General features: G+C 50.4%; 18 protein-coding genes. All 18 read left to right on the forward strand.

Going from position 1 to position 14044, the window contains the following annotated elements:
- Window positions 1–7 precede the first annotated feature (7 nt).
- The 18 genes from GF409_04495 (at window position 8) to GF409_04580 (ending at window position 14006) form a co-directional block, all read left to right on the forward strand.
- The gene (locus GF409_04495; GenBank protein MBD3426468.1) at window positions 8–661 is read left to right on the forward strand and encodes a DnaJ domain-containing protein; all 654 of its coding nucleotides are present in this window, start codon (window positions 8–10) and stop codon (window positions 659–661) included.
- 16 nt (window positions 662–677) lie between these two features.
- Window positions 678–959, forward strand: a complete 282-nt coding sequence (locus GF409_04500; protein ID MBD3426469.1) for a metalloregulator ArsR/SmtB family transcription factor — start codon at window positions 678–680, stop codon at window positions 957–959.
- A 56-nt stretch (window positions 960–1015) separates the two neighbouring features.
- Entirely contained in the window at window positions 1016–1507 is a 492-nt protein-coding gene (locus tag GF409_04505; protein MBD3426470.1) for a hypothetical protein, read from the forward strand.
- Window positions 1508–1514: 7 nt separating this feature from the next.
- Window positions 1515–2528, forward strand: a complete 1014-nt coding sequence (gene dusB, locus GF409_04510; GenBank protein ID MBD3426471.1) for a tRNA dihydrouridine synthase DusB — start codon at window positions 1515–1517, stop codon at window positions 2526–2528.
- Window positions 2525–3115, forward strand: coding sequence for a septum formation protein Maf (gene maf, locus GF409_04515; GenBank protein ID MBD3426472.1), 591 nt, complete (start codon window positions 2525–2527; stop codon window positions 3113–3115). Before dusB ends, maf begins: the two co-directional genes overlap by 4 nt.
- A complete protein-coding gene (locus GF409_04520) occupies window positions 3112–3957 on the forward strand; it encodes a radical SAM protein (GenBank protein ID MBD3426473.1) in 846 nt (281 codons plus the stop codon). Before maf ends, GF409_04520 begins: the two co-directional genes overlap by 4 nt.
- Entirely contained in the window at window positions 3938–4648 is a 711-nt protein-coding gene (locus GF409_04525) for a hypothetical protein (protein MBD3426474.1), read from the forward strand. The genes GF409_04520 and GF409_04525 overlap by 20 nt, the downstream gene beginning before the upstream one ends.
- A gap of 75 nt (window positions 4649–4723) precedes the next feature.
- Window positions 4724–5065 (forward strand): hypothetical protein, encoded by a 342-nt coding sequence (locus GF409_04530; GenBank protein MBD3426475.1) that lies wholly within the window; start codon window positions 4724–4726, stop codon window positions 5063–5065.
- 127 nt (window positions 5066–5192) lie between these two features.
- Complete coding sequence (locus tag GF409_04535; GenBank protein ID MBD3426476.1) at window positions 5193–5936, forward strand: MotA/TolQ/ExbB proton channel family protein; 744 nt, start codon at window positions 5193–5195, stop codon at window positions 5934–5936.
- Window positions 5937–5947: 11 nt separating this feature from the next.
- Entirely contained in the window at window positions 5948–6373 is a 426-nt protein-coding gene (locus GF409_04540) for a biopolymer transporter ExbD (GenBank protein MBD3426477.1), read from the forward strand.
- Between the two features lie 24 nt (window positions 6374–6397).
- The gene (locus tag GF409_04545; GenBank protein ID MBD3426478.1) at window positions 6398–8746 is read left to right on the forward strand and encodes a tetratricopeptide repeat protein; all 2349 of its coding nucleotides are present in this window, start codon (window positions 6398–6400) and stop codon (window positions 8744–8746) included.
- On the forward strand, window positions 8733–10391 hold the full coding sequence (locus GF409_04550; protein MBD3426479.1) for a VWA domain-containing protein: 1659 nt from the start codon (window positions 8733–8735) through the stop codon (window positions 10389–10391). Before GF409_04545 ends, GF409_04550 begins: the two co-directional genes overlap by 14 nt.
- A gap of 33 nt (window positions 10392–10424) precedes the next feature.
- A complete protein-coding gene (locus GF409_04555; protein ID MBD3426480.1) occupies window positions 10425–10568 on the forward strand; it encodes a hypothetical protein in 144 nt (47 codons plus the stop codon).
- A gap of 35 nt (window positions 10569–10603) precedes the next feature.
- Entirely contained in the window at window positions 10604–10744 is a 141-nt protein-coding gene (locus tag GF409_04560; protein MBD3426481.1) for a DUF3096 domain-containing protein, read from the forward strand.
- A 19-nt stretch (window positions 10745–10763) separates the two neighbouring features.
- Window positions 10764–11147, forward strand: coding sequence for a hypothetical protein (locus tag GF409_04565; protein MBD3426482.1), 384 nt, complete (start codon window positions 10764–10766; stop codon window positions 11145–11147).
- A gap of 4 nt (window positions 11148–11151) precedes the next feature.
- Window positions 11152–11607, forward strand: coding sequence for a nucleoside deaminase (locus tag GF409_04570; GenBank protein MBD3426483.1), 456 nt, complete (start codon window positions 11152–11154; stop codon window positions 11605–11607).
- 100 nt (window positions 11608–11707) lie between these two features.
- Window positions 11708–11905 (forward strand): hypothetical protein, encoded by a 198-nt coding sequence (locus GF409_04575; GenBank protein ID MBD3426484.1) that lies wholly within the window; start codon window positions 11708–11710, stop codon window positions 11903–11905.
- A gap of 109 nt (window positions 11906–12014) precedes the next feature.
- A complete protein-coding gene (locus GF409_04580) occupies window positions 12015–14006 on the forward strand; it encodes a DEAD/DEAH box helicase (protein ID MBD3426485.1) in 1992 nt (663 codons plus the stop codon).
- Window positions 14007–14044: the final 38 nt, after the last annotated feature.

Consider the following 14044-nt stretch of genomic DNA (forward strand, 5'->3'; position numbering starts at 1 on the left):
GATATGAATGGCTAATGAAGACTATTATTCCGTACTCGGAGTGAAAGAGGACGCCAGCCAGGACAAGATCAAGAAAGCATACCGCAAGCTGGCGCTTAAATACCATCCGGACAAGAATCCCGGGGACAAGAAAGCCGAGGAGAAATTCAAGAAAATATCTGAAGCTTATTATACTCTCGGTGACGAAAAGCGCCGGAAGGAATACGATAACCTCCGGAAAATGGGTGGTTTCACGGGGGATTTTTCATCATCCCAGGGTTTCGATCCCTCCGAATTCTTCCGGCAGTTCTCAAGAGGAGGCAGTTTTTCATCGAGTTCGGGCTTTGGTGATATTTTCGGTGATATTTTCTCTGAAGCGGCTGGTCCCAGAGGAGGCAGGACGCGCACTTATTATTATTCGACCGGTGGCGGCCTCCGGGCAGACCAGGCGCAGACCCCGGCTGAGGTCAATACCGATTCCAGCGCCGTTCTTCCCATACCTAAGAAGCTTGCCGATAAGGGCGGGGAAGCTAAGTTCAGGCTTGCCACGGGGCGGAATATTACACTGAAGATCCCCCCGCAAACCAAAGAAGGGCAGAAACTCAGGCTCAGGGGCCAGGGCGAGGTCTGTCCCTGCTGTAAGCATAAAGGGGACCTGATAGTAACCATAAGGATAAAGTAAAATGGACGATCATGATATTGTAAAAATATTCAAGGCGCTAGCCGATAAGACGCGGCAGGATATAGTTGGACTGTTGGCGGAGGAGGAGATGAACGTTACCGATATCTGTTCCGAGTTCAATATTACCCAGCCCACCGTCTCCCACCACCTGCATATTCTCAAGAACTGCGATCTTGTTGACACCCGCAAGGACGGTAAGAACGTTTATTACTGTCTGAGACAGGAGATAGTCGACGAGGCTTTCGGCCGGATAGTCAAGAAAATGCATATAAAAATAGTCAGGAAGAAGAAAAGATAAGCTTAAGCTCCCTCCACTTGCGGGTTTTCCCTGCGTTATGATATGATATTACCACCATGAGAACGACACTCGTAGTCGACGGATATAACGCTATAAACGCTATTGCCAAAACGAGAAGGCATCTTGGGAAGGATCTGCTTTCGGCCCGGAGTGATATCATAACGATAACCAAAGAGTATGTCCGATCCAGCGGGTATATCACGGATTTCTGTGTTGTATTTGACGGGCAGGATAAATATCGTCATAATGAAAGGCTTTACGGGGCGGGTGACATTTCACAGGTCTTCTCCCGTACGGGTGAAGGTGACGATAAGATCATACGGACCGTTAAGGAATATTCCGCCGATGGCAGGGTGATCGTCGCCTCGAACGATAATTACGTGAGGAACATGTCCCGGGGCTACGGGGCCAGGATCCTTCCGGTAGAAAACCTTGTGAAGAAGAAGCGCAGCGTATCCCGCAAGGAACGGGGGAGTTCAAAGAGAATAGACGAGAAGATCAAAAACAGGATAACCCGTGAGTATAGAAGAATGCTGGGTTTGGAGTGAGATATAGATGGATACAATTACCCGTACAGATAATTCGCCGATAAGGCAGATGATAGAGGCTAAAGCCGTTTTGGCGCCCATGGCCGGCATAACGGACGTGCCTTTTCGTATGCTGGCAAGGTCTTTCGGCTGCGCGTTCTGTTTCACGGAGATGATAGACGTTAACGGCATAATATACAACAACAGGAAGACCTTTAAACTCATCGAAAGGGTCCCCGCAGATGCACCTCTGGGAGTGCAGCTCGTCGGGCAAAACGAGGATAAGTTCGCTTACGTCTCCAATCTCTTGCAGAGGAAGGGTTACAGGATGATCGACATCAACGCGGGTTGTCCTGCCAGGAAAGTCATCAAAGCCGGTAAGGGCGCTGCGCTTCTTAAGTCTCCTGAGAAGATCCACAGCATAGTGAAGAGGGTGGTCAGCGAGGTCGACGTGCCGGTTACCGTTAAAATACGCAGCGGGTGGGATGAAAATACCAGAAATTATCTTGAGGTGGCGGATGCGGCTTCTTCTGCGGGCGCAAAAGCTATCTGTGTTCATGTCCGTACCAGGGAGCAGATGTACAAGGGAAAGGCCGATCACGAAGTTAGCCGCCAGATAAAGAGCGCCCTGGATATTCCCGTTTTCGCCAGCGGTAACATTTTTAACGCCGAAAGCGCGGGAAAGGTTCTCTCCCAGACTGGTTGCGACGGGGTTTTCGTGGCAAGGGGCGCGCTTGGCCGCCCGTGGATATTCAGAGAGATCAACGGTTCTTTGACCGGGGGTGTGATCCCGCGCCCGCCCGGTTTCGACCAGATGAAAAGGGTGATGATAGAACACTACCGGTTATGTACCGAATATCTTGAGCCCGGCAGGGTCCATTCGAGGATGTACAAGCATGTCAGCTGGTATCTCAAAGGATACAAGAACCTTGACGATATCATGAAAGAATACCAGAAAGCCGGCACCCTGGACGGATTCATGCGTTTGGTGGAGAGGCTTCGTCTCGATAACGGCAAATACCTTAAATTGGGGGATAAATGAAAAAGGTAATACTGGCTTCGGCTTCAAAAAGAAGGTCCGATATTCTCGATTCCTGCGGGATCGAACACATTATCGTTATAAGTGATATTGAAGAAAAGACCGGCAAGGGAAAGAACGTATCGGATACGGTCCTTACTAATGCCGCAAGAAAAACGGAAAAGGTCTCGCGCGAGGCCGAGAAGGCAGTGGTGATAGGCGCTGATACTCTTGTCGTGCACGGTGAGGAAGTCCTGGGAAAACCGCAGGATGAGAACGCCGCGCGCCGGATGCTTAGCAAGTTCTCCGGTACCGAGGTTGAAGTTTATACGGGTCTCTGCGTTATAGACACTGATACCGGCAAGAAAGCCAAGGGCTTCGAAAAGAGCTCTCTTGAGGTAGTGCCGCTGTCCGGGGAGCAGGTGGAGAGATATTTCAGGCTGCTAGGGCCTTATGACAAGGCGGGCGGCTTTACCATCGAGGGTATTGGTTCTCTGATTTTTGATAACATAAAAGGATCCTTTTACAATATCCTGGGCCTGCCTATGATCAAGCTTAAGGAGATGTTCAAGGAGCTGGGCCTTGATATACTGGATTTCGTGAAAACATGAAAAAGTATTACGTTATACCTTTTTTTATACCGTTCAGGGGCTGCCCCAATAAATGCGTTTTCTGTGACCAGAACAGGATAACCGGCGAAAAGATGCCCGCTCCCGGTGAGATCTCCGAAAAGATGGAAAAATATCTTCACACCATGCCGATTTCGGGTGTTCATATTGAAGCCGGATTTTTCGGCGGGAGTTTTACCGGGCTATCGCGGAGAATGCAGACGGAATATCTTTCCCCGCTCGGGCCATATCTTAAAAAAGACCGTATACACGGCATAAGGCTTTCGACGCGACCCGATATGGTGGACGAGGAGACGGTGGTCTTCCTCAAGGACAAGGGTGTTACCTGCGTGGAGCTTGGCGTACAGTCGATGTGCGAGGGAGTTCTTTCATTGTCCCGCCGGGGACATACCCCCCTGGATACAGAGAGAGCCTCTCGACTGGTCCTCAGGCACGGTCTTATGCTCGGACACCAGATGATGGTGGGGCTTCCCGGAAGCAGTAGGGAGAAAGAGCTCTATACCGCCGAACGCATAAAACAGCTCGGTGCCTCTCAGGTCAGGATATACCCGCTTTTGGTGATAAAGGGCACAGAACTGGAGAAGATGTGGAAAAGTGGTGAATATACCGCTCTCGGGCTTGAAGAAGCCGCAGAAAGAGCGGCGCTTCTGATCTCGTTTTTTGAATCAAGCGGGGTAAAGGTCATTCGCTGCGGGCTGCATCCTTCCCCGGGGCTTATATCGGGCGAGGAATATCTTGCCGGACCATTTCATCCATCCTTCGGGCAGATGGCAAGGCGCAGAGCAAAGGAACTTGTTTGCAGAGATGCTGATCGTTCACGATAAAAGACTTCCCGAAAAATATACCAGAGCGCTTTCTCAAAAAATAGGAGGTGCTTCGTTCCTGGCTTTCGAGGGCGTTCCCTCAAGTGGATATGAATCCATTCGCGCTCATCCTGATATTTATTTTTTCCAGCTGGACAGGGATAGTCTAGTGCATTCTCCATCGGTGCCGGATGGATATCTTAAGATCCTGAGAAGGGCCGGAGTGCGTCTTATAAAAGGGGCGGAAGATCCCGGGGAAAAATATCCTTATACGGCCCCGTATAACGCAGTAAGGGTAGGGGATGCCGTCTTCTGTAACTCCAGGTATACCGATCCGGTCATTAAGCAAATGCTGAAGCGGGAAGGCCTCAGATGTGTGGACGTTAAACAGGGATACGCGAGGTGCTCCGTTATCCCCGTAAGCGGCAACGCCCTGATAACGGCTGACAGGGGTATTGCCGAAGCTGCGGGCAGAGAGGGTTTTGCGGTGCTTCTTGTCACAGCTGGGGCGGTCGTTCTTCCCGGTGAGAAGGCCGGTTTCCTGGGAGGTGCTGCCGGTGTGGCCGGAGAGAAGATCTTTTTTCTCGGAAGTATAGAAACCCATCCTGATTCAGAGAGGATGAAAGAGTTCCTCCGCGGGCATTCTGCAGAATACCGCGATATAGAAAGTGAACCGCTTTACGATGCGGGAAGCATTATGCTTTTCCAATAAATTATATTCTTGACAGTTTTGACGATTGTGTTACAATATTATCGGGTTAAAATTAAAAAAAGGAAGCACGGTCAGATGAAAGAACAGCGAAATTATGTCAGGTACAACGTTCTCCTTGAGGAAAGTGTTGGACTTGAGTGTGTTCACGACAGTGAAAAAGTCTGCGTCAGTGATATTTCATATACGGGAGCGGGCCTTTCTCTAAAAAAAAGGCTGTCGCTCGGTCAGACCATCAAACTTGAAATATGCGTGCCCGAGGACGATATCCCGATGTTCGTCACAGCAGTGGTCGCCTGGGTCTCCAAGCAGGCCGATCAGGACGGCCTATACCGCACGGGGGTGCGCCTGTTCAGGGTCAGTTCTTCCGACAAACAGCGTCTTCTTGCTTATCTCAATAAGCACCTCACCTATATTTAGAAAGCTTTTCCTTTACACGGGACCTTTTTTGGGGTTATAATCTTACCGAGTGACCGTTTCTTTTATTATTATTACTATAATAAGAAAACTTACCGCATTTTTTTCTGTATTTAATCAGGAGGCTTATATGTCCCGCTTCAAAAAGCTCTCTACCTATTTTCTGATGGTCCTTACCGGTGTTATTGTTGTTTCTTCTTTCGGGTTTTCAGCAGAAGACGTCGAAAAATATATCCCGAGTGCTGAAGCTGCCGAGAAGGGAATGACCCTCTGGCAGATAATCGTCGCCGGAGGAGAGGTCATGGTCGTCCTGGCCCTTCTTTCCATCGCGGCGTTGGGGCTTATAGTTTATTATTTTCTTACGATGAAGCAGAACGTGCTTTTTCCGGAGGGTTTCCAGGAAGAGGTAATACCTCTCGTGGAAGGCGGCCGGTACGAAGAAGCCCGTAAAAAGTGCCAGGGAAGCGACAATCTCCTGGCCGGTGTTCTTTCGGCCGGACTGGCGCGCATAGGACGCGACAAGATTGTCATCAAAGAGGCGATACAGGACGAAGGCAGACGCAGGATAGATGACCTGCGCCAGAAGCTGAGCTATCTCGCTGATGTTGCGGCCATATCGCCGATGGTGGGGCTTCTAGGGACCGTGCTGGGCATGATACAGGCTTTTAACGTTATCGCTTTCCAGACAGGTGCGGTAAAGCCGATCCTTCTTGCCAGCGGTATATCCAAAGCAATGGTCACGACCGCGACCGGACTTATAATAGCCATTCCGGCAATGATATTCTATTCCTTTTTCAAGGGGAAGGTGCAGAATTACTCGGCAAGGCTCGAGGATCTCTCGACCGAGCTTTTTCACCTGATAACCGAAAAGTAACCGGGGGATGAATGGATTTTTCTGACCAGAGACAGACTTTGTCGGAGAGGCCGACCATACAGATCGCGCCTCTTATAGACATAATCTTCCTGCTTCTCATATTTTTCATGGCGGCGTCGATATTCTATCAGCTGGAGACAGAGATAAACATAACGGTTCCCACGGCAAAAGAGTCCACTGATATACGGCGCACGCCGGGGGAGATCATAATCAATATCCGCAAGGACGGCTCCGTTGTCGTTAACCAGAGACAGATGAGTTATGATGAGCTGGACCGCATGCTCAGGCGAGTTTCGGAACTCTACAGGGGGCAGCCGGTCATCATAAGGGCGGACAAGCAGACTTATCATAAGAACGTGATCAGGGTGCTTGACCTCTGCGCCGGGGCCGATATCTGGAACGTTTCTTTTGCCACGATGAAAGAAAAGCAAGAATGATTCTTTCTTGAGACGGTGCGTATCATGAACAAATTCAGAACTCTTTTCATACTCGCGCTTATTTTCGTTATGCTCCCATCGACGGTGGAGCCACAGGATAAGCGCATCGACGCGGAATTGGAGGAATTCGATTTCGCGAACGGTCTTTTTTCACGGGGTATGTATGAGATGGCGATCGAGGGATACAAGGATTTTCTGAAGCAATATCCCCGGAGCGAATACGCGGAACTGGCAAGTTTCAGGATAGCCGAGTGTTATTTCATGGACGAAAAGTACGATGAAGCGATAAACCGGTTCAGTCTGTTCCTTGATAACTATCCCGATGGAGAAATGGCCGGTAAAGCCACCCTTAGAAAAGCACAGGTCCATTACCGGAAGGGCGACCTGGCCGCGGCGAAGCGGATACTCAAGCAGATACTTTCCGGAGGGCTGGATGAGAACCTGAAGACCTCGGCTAAGTACTACCTGGCGGGTATCCATTTCAAGCAGGGCGAGCATGCTTCTTCCGAGGCTCTTCTTGAAGAGGTCATCGCAAGTCCCGCCGGTGGAAAATATACCGCTTTCGCCTATATAAACCTCGGTGATATATATTCGGAAAAGGGAGCGCATGAAAAAGCGGCAAGATATTACGAAAAAGCCGCGGGCGAGACGAAAGAAGCAGAGATCGCAGCAAAGTCTTCCTTTCGCGCCGGCAACGCTTATTACAAAGCGGGTCTATTCGATAAGGCGAAAAGCCAGTACTCCAAGGTGACCAGCAAGCCCGGGGTTTCCGATTCTTTCGACGAAGCGGCCACGGGACTTGTATCCACGCTGTATAAGAGCGGCGACTATACCGCCGCCGTACAGGCTGCCGAGGATGCCCTCCCGAAACTGAAGCAGGATGAGTCAAAGGCGCAGATACTCTTTCTTAAGGGCAACGCGCTCTTCTTCGCCGATGAATATGACCGGGCGGAGACGGTATATGATGAAACCATAAGAAGCTATCCCGGCTCGGAATTCGCGTTAAAATCCATGCTGAACCGTTCCTGGGTCCTTTACAGGATAGGCAGGTATGACGAGTGTGTCGAAGCGGTAGCCGATTATATGTCCAGGACGCGCGAGAACACGGATGAGGCTCTTTACGTCAAGGGGGAAGCGCTCATAGGCGCCGGGTACACTTCACAAGCCATAGAGACTTATGAGGAAATAGCAAGTGATTTTCCCGAGTCGGTTTATCACAGGGAGGCATTGTACGAAATGGGATGGGCCTACGCCTCTTCCGGAGAGCCGGCAGAAGCGGTGCGCAATTACCGGATGTTCGTTGAGCAGTATCCGGACGACAGCAGGTCCCCGGCGGTTTTACTGAAAGCGGCGCAGGAGAACCTTGATATGCAAAGATATTCCCAAGCCGAAACGGATTACATGAAGTTTTTGTCCACCTACAGCGAAAATCCTCTGAAAGAGAACGTTTTATTCCAGCTCGGCAGGGTTTATCTGGAAAAGGGGGATACCGCCAAGGCCTTGAACATTTACCAGAAGTTCATCAGTGAATTCCCGGATTCTGAGGCCGCTGACGCGGCGATATACTGGATGGGACGGGCATATCAGGAACAGCAGGACTTTGACCGTGCCCTCAAGGCCTATTCGCGTCTTGAGGCCGATACGGAAAGTGGATTCTATCACGAGGCCGTTGAATCCATGGCGTATTCATATTTCCAGATGGGACAGTTCGATAAAGCAGCCGAGAAGTATTACGCGCTGATCTCCCGGGAGAAGGAACTTGTCCTGCCCGAGGGGGTATATAAATGGGTAGCCGAATACTACATGGGCCGGGATGAAAGCAAGATATCCCTTGAAGTCCTGGATATACTTACCCGGCGGTATCCGGACATGAAGAGCGAAGGCGAGATCCTGTACATGTACGCGGAGAATTACGCGGGCCTGGGAGAATGGGATAAGGCCCGCGAGCGGTTCCTCGGGGCGATAGAGAAAGGCGCTCCCTCACCCTACAGGGAAAGGTCCTATCTTGGACTGGGCAAAGCGTATTCCGCCGCCGGTGAATATGATAAAGCCGTTGAAATGCTCACAGAAGCCCTTGCCTCACGGGAAGACAACCTGACGGGCGCTCTGGCAAGATACGAGATAGGCAACGTCAAATTCAAAGTGATGGATTTCAAGGAGGCGGCAAAGCAGTACATGATGGTCGCGATCCTATACGACGACAGGGAACTTTGCTCGAAAGCGCTTTTCCGCGCCGGTGAAGCTTTTGAAAAGGCCGGTATGCCGGAAAAGTCCGCTGAAGCCTACCAGGAACTTATCCAGAGATATCCAGGAACACCTATTGCCGGGGAAGCCAAAGAAATGATAGGTCGGGTGAAAAATGGATCGAGGTAAGAAGACCATACTGGCCCTATTTATATCCGTTACCGCACACGCGGTTTTCTTCGCTACTTCGCCTCATGTCATCATGTCCGGGATGACGGGTGTCATGGACGAGACAAGGCAGATATTCCGTTTAAAGGGGGTAGAGGAGGAGCCCGCGGAGGTGGACCTTTTTGAAGGCGCTGAACCCGCGCCGCCTTCGATAAAAATGACCCAAGAGGTCTCGCAGATGAAGAGTCCCGCGCTCAGGAGGATGATGCTTGAGAGGAAGCTGGATGATGACCTCTCGCTGGATAAAAAGAAAAAAGAGATGACCGAGCAGATAAAAGAGGACATAGTTCCCGAGCCGGAGAAGTTCGATAACGGTGCGAGGCTCGATATTGACACAAAAGAAGAAAGGCAGCAGGCAGCTCCCCGGAAAAGGTCTCTTGCTGAGAGGCTTTCAACGGAGAGCCTGGTGGAATATCCCGCCCGTGAGTCTCCGTCCGTCCGGGATGAAGGATCTTACGGTGTTTCTAGAAGCCCTGTTGAACTGCCCTCAACCGGAAAGGAATGGGAGCCTTCCGCCGGAGGCGTCTTTCAGCCTGATAAAGCCGATGTCACCGGTCCGGCTCGTGTGGGGGAATACGAGGATATAGGAAGGTTCCTCGATGTTGAGGTCAAGGTCTATGAAGACCCGGCTACCGGGGAAAAGTTCTTCAAGATAGTCATCAAAACGAGAAAAGAGAATAATCTCGGGGTCATCCCGAAAGAAGTGATCTTTCTTGTTGACTCGTCAAAGAGTATAACCGGGGAAAAACTCTCTTACGTGAAGGAGGGCCTTTTATATTCGATCAGGCACCTTAATCAGGCAGACAGGTTCAACCTGGTTGCCTTCAGAGGCAGTCTCATCAGGTTCATGGAAGAATCCGTCAGCCCCCGGAAGAGAACTCTCGAGAAGGCCGAGGATTTCATAGGAGGCCTTGAAGCGGTCGGCCAGACCGATGTGGAGAACGCCCTTCTGGGGATCATCAACGAACCGGTACGCTTCCGTCCCTCCTACATAGTCCTCATTACCGACGGGAGGCCGACGACCGGGGTTACCGATTCCCGCAGGATCATACAGCAGATAACCAGGCAGAACAAGATGCAGAGGCCCATATTCTGTTTCGGCGGCGGGATGAGGGTGAACCGGTATCTTTTGGATTTCATATCCTACCAGAACAGGGCTTGGAGCCGTTTTGCCGACAGAACGCATGACATGGAGGATGAGTTCATCGAACTTTACCGCCAGATAAAGGATCCCATACTCCTCAATGTCAGATACAGGCTTAAAGGTGTTAGCGTTGAGGAGGTTTATCCCAAGTACCTTTCGGACTTTTACAAGGGAAAACCTTTTACGCTTTACGGGAGGTTCGAGGACGAGGACGTATTCTCCGTACAGATCCTCGGCCAGATGAACGGGGACACGAAAGAGTTCATATTCAAAAGTTCTCTTCTGGAGGCTGAAAGAGGAGGAGCCGATATAGCCCGCGAATGGGCGTTCCGAAAGATCTATTATCTCATAAGCCGTAACACCATGGGAGCGGGAGATCCTGAGCTTCTCAGGCGGCAGATAAACCACCTGAGCCGCAAGTATGGTATAATCACGCCATATGATATAGAGGGATCTGATTAAGTTAGGAAGCTTTAAAGAAGGAGAGTGGGCCGAGTGAAGTTCAAAAGGTTGTTGATCCTGGTAGTATTAGCCGTGTACGTGCTTTTTTCGGCGGGATGCGCGGTTGCCTGGTTCCTTGCCGGAGCGGGTACCGCGGCAACTGTCGGAGCCGTAATGGAAGAGCAGAAAAAGGAATAGGACCTAAGTCATCTTTTATAGCAAAAGGAGGTAACGTGTCGCTGAATCACCTTATATATATCCTGTCCATAGTCTTTGGGGTATTGATCCTGGCCGCGCCAAAGATAGCCAGCTATCTTGTCGGTGCCTATCTTATAGCATTCGGTGTAATAAAGCTGATCATGGTCTTAAGCTAATAACTTTACGGGGGTTTTCATGCAGATGAAAACTGATTTCAGGGAGAAGGAGAGGGAACTTGAGTCGGAGATCCGGAACTTCGAGCAGGAAAGGGAGAATATCCGCCGGATAATCGGCAAGATCGGCGGCGCGCCCACAAAGAAGGGCCGCCTCATCAACGCGGTTTTCATAGTGATGGTGCTGGCGGTATTCGCCATGTCCATTATATGGGGAGGACGTGTCAGGTTCTTTATGATAGAGGTGGGGATACTGCTTCTTTCGATAAAACTGATATATTTCTTAGAGAGCCATATCAGGTTGAACCATTTCCAGTTCTGGATACTTTCCTCCCTTGAATGGCGTCTTGACAAGATAGACAAGAACCTTAAAGAGCTTATGAAGGTCTACTCTGATGAAATCTGAATTCATGGAACTTGCTATTAAACAGGCCCGTAAAGGCGCTTCAGAGGGTCACGGCGGCCCCTTCGGGGCTGTTATTGTAAAAGACGATAAGATTATTTCATCGGCGCATAATTCGGTGCTAAGGGATAACGATCCCACCCGTCACGCCGAGATCAGAGCCATATCCATGGCGTCAGAGGAGCTGGGAAGCTATGATCTCTCAGGATGCAGCATATACGTGACCACCGAACCCTGTCCGATGTGTTTTTCCGCCATACACTGGGCCAGGATCGACCGGGTCGTTTACGGCACCCGCATAGAGGACGTCAAGAAGCTCGGATTCAATGAAATGACCATATCGGCCTGCTGGATGAAAGAAGAGGGCGCTTCCAAAGTTGAGATCGAGCCCTCCTTTATGAGGGATGAGTGTGTTGCCCTATTGAAATTCTGGGAAGGACTTCCGAACAGACAGGTGTATTAAATCCTTGTTGTTATTTGACTTGTGTTCTCTTATAAGTATACTTCTTACTAGATGGCGCACAGGGGTCTAGACCTGTAGATACCAATCAAGGAGGAAGATAATGAAAATGAGTTTAGGAGTGGGAGTCCTCGTGCTCCTGGGGCTTGTACTTATTCTTTTCGGGGTCATTTTCAAGCTTTCCGGGCTTAATCTCCTGGAGCCTCAGATAAAAGAGGTCACGAATTTCTTCATTGTAGCCAATACCTGTTTGCTTCTGGCGCTTATTGTAGCCAAGTTCGATACTTCTGAAGAAGAATAAGATCCAGACGGGTAAAGATAAGCGAAAAGTGATTTAGCAACAGAGGGTTCCCTGCCCAATAAGCGGGGAACCCTTGATTTTATAACCGCCATATCAGGCATATCCACAAATGTCCGTATCAAGGGAATTTTTCGAAAAAGACGGTCCCATGGCCAGGGAGCTTGAAGGGTATGAAATACGCCCCCAGCAGCTGGAGATGGTGCAGGCAGTTGAAGAGGCTATAGAAGGTGATCGCAACCTAATAGTCGAGGCCGGTACAGGTGTGGGCAAGAGCCTGGCGTATCTTGTGCCCTTCATCATGTGGGCCGCGAGGGAGAAAAGGAAAGTTGTTGTATCCACCTACACGAAGGCCCTTCAGAACCAGCTGTACGTTAAAGACCTGCCTTTCCTCAAGCGTGTTCTTGGCGTTGATTTCTCATATGAGATATGCATGGGCTCGGAGAATTACGCCTGCCTTAAGAAAGCTCAGCGTAACGGTCAGCGTAAGCTCTTTGATTCCAAAAGCAAAAAGGCCCAGATGGAAAAGATATCGAACTGGCTCACTCGCACCGAAACGGGACTTATGACCGACATGGATTTTGTTCCCGACAGAGCGATCTGGCAGAAATTCTCCAGGGAAGCCGATATGTGCCTGGGGAAGAAGTGTTCCTACAGCGAGAGATGTTTTTATCGCATGGCAAGGTCCAGGCAGCAGCAGGCCCATGTCCTGGTGACGAATCATTCGCTTTTATTCACGGATATGATGTCCGAGGCCAGGGTATTGCCCGAATTCCATGGACTTGTTCTTGATGAGGCCCATACGCTGGAGGATGTTGCAACAGGCCATTTCGGCAGGGACGTCAGCAATTTCGGGCTTAAGAACCTGGCCGGGGAGATATCCCGGCTGGCATCGTCTTCTCTCGTCGCGGAAAAAGGCGCTGAAGAGAGGGTGCGCGATGAGATCAGCGAGGTGAATACGCGCCTCAAGGAATTCAACGCCTCTTATGGCAGGTTCTTCGACGAGGCGGAGAAGATCTTTGGCCGTGATGAAAGAGTTATCGGTTTCAACAGGGAGGATTTCTTTCACGAAGATATCACAAGGCCGCTGGTCGCGCTATCGTTTTCACTGATGGTATTGAGCCGTGATCTGGCAGAACCCGAGGAAAGGGAGCAGGCCCACGCTTACGCGGAAAAGTGCGACAGGTACGCCGAGGCGCTGGACTTCATCTTCGCCCACCAGAACGATGATTACGTTTACTGGATAGAAGTGAAAACCCGTAAAAGGTCCACGAATTATTCTTTTCACGCTGCTCCCATAGACATAAGCGGCCAGATGAGAGAGCTTCTTTTTGAGAGGATCTCTCCGGTAGTCCTGACCTCGGCTACACTGGTCTGCTCTTCATCCGGCAGGGCTGACTTCAGCTTCATAGAGACCAGGCTCGGGCTGGATGACCCCCTTGAACTGGCTCTGGACTCTCCTTTTGATTACGCCAATAAAGTGCTCATGTACATGCCCCGGGAAATAGCGGACCCCAACAGTGATTTTGCTTCTTACAGGGAACAGGCGCTCGGTAACATCATCGATATCTACGATATAATGGGGGGCAGGATATTCGCCCTTTTTACCAGCTATGATATGCTCTTCTGGACGGCCGGAGAACTAGCAGATCGAAGAAGCCAGATGAACATCCTCAAACAGGGGGACCTTCCCCGGTATGTACTGCTTGACGTTTTCAAGAAGAACCCCGATTCAATACTACTAGGGACCACGACCTTCTGGCAGGGGGTGGACGTACCGGGAAGCTCTCTGGAATGCGTGATCATCACAAAACTGCCTTTTACTGTCCCCAGCGACCCCATAAATGCTGCCAGGATACAGTCCGTACGCGATAACGGACAGAACCCCTTTACCGAATATCAGCTTCCTCAGGCCATCATAATGTTCAAGCAGGGATTCGGACGCCTTATAAGGGGTCATTCCGACAGGGGTGTCGTCGCGGTGCTCGATCCGCGCATCAGAACCAGGTTCTACGGCAGAGAATTCATAAATGCCCTGCCCAGATGCCGCCGGACGGATGACCTCGCGCAGATAAGGGATTTTTTCGCCGTAACCGGTCTCTGAAGTCTGCCCCCATATAAGGATTTATCTCGCCTTAAAGC

It is taken from the genome of Candidatus Omnitrophota bacterium (assembly GCA_014728045.1).
GTDB lineage: Bacteria > Omnitrophota > Gorgyraeia > Tantalellales > Tantalellaceae > WJMH01.

What these genes read in the sequence shown, in the direction of transcription:
- GF409_04495 (MBD3426468.1), top strand. Translation starts at nt 8, where the DNA reads ATGGCTAATGAAGACTATTATTCCGTACTCGGAGTGAAAGAGGACGCC.
- GF409_04505 (MBD3426470.1), top strand. Translation starts at nt 1,016, where the DNA reads ATGAGAACGACACTCGTAGTCGACGGATATAACGCTATAAACGCTATT.
- dusB (MBD3426471.1), top strand. Translation starts at nt 1,515, where the DNA reads ATGGATACAATTACCCGTACAGATAATTCGCCGATAAGGCAGATGATA.
- maf (MBD3426472.1), top strand. Translation starts at nt 2,525, where the DNA reads ATGAAAAAGGTAATACTGGCTTCGGCTTCAAAAAGAAGGTCCGATATT.
- GF409_04520 (MBD3426473.1), top strand. Translation starts at nt 3,112, where the DNA reads ATGAAAAAGTATTACGTTATACCTTTTTTTATACCGTTCAGGGGCTGC.
- GF409_04525 (MBD3426474.1), top strand. Translation starts at nt 3,938, where the DNA reads ATGCTGATCGTTCACGATAAAAGACTTCCCGAAAAATATACCAGAGCG.
- GF409_04530 (MBD3426475.1), top strand. Translation starts at nt 4,724, where the DNA reads ATGAAAGAACAGCGAAATTATGTCAGGTACAACGTTCTCCTTGAGGAA.
- GF409_04535 (MBD3426476.1), top strand. Translation starts at nt 5,193, where the DNA reads ATGTCCCGCTTCAAAAAGCTCTCTACCTATTTTCTGATGGTCCTTACC.
- GF409_04540 (MBD3426477.1), top strand. Translation starts at nt 5,948, where the DNA reads ATGGATTTTTCTGACCAGAGACAGACTTTGTCGGAGAGGCCGACCATA.
- GF409_04545 (MBD3426478.1), top strand. Translation starts at nt 6,398, where the DNA reads ATGAACAAATTCAGAACTCTTTTCATACTCGCGCTTATTTTCGTTATG.
- GF409_04550 (MBD3426479.1), top strand. Translation starts at nt 8,733, where the DNA reads ATGGATCGAGGTAAGAAGACCATACTGGCCCTATTTATATCCGTTACC.
- GF409_04565 (MBD3426482.1), top strand. Translation starts at nt 10,764, where the DNA reads ATGCAGATGAAAACTGATTTCAGGGAGAAGGAGAGGGAACTTGAGTCG.
- GF409_04570 (MBD3426483.1), top strand. Translation starts at nt 11,152, where the DNA reads ATGGAACTTGCTATTAAACAGGCCCGTAAAGGCGCTTCAGAGGGTCAC.
- GF409_04575 (MBD3426484.1), top strand. Translation starts at nt 11,708, where the DNA reads ATGAAAATGAGTTTAGGAGTGGGAGTCCTCGTGCTCCTGGGGCTTGTA.
- GF409_04580 (MBD3426485.1), top strand. Translation starts at nt 12,015, where the DNA reads ATGTCCGTATCAAGGGAATTTTTCGAAAAAGACGGTCCCATGGCCAGG.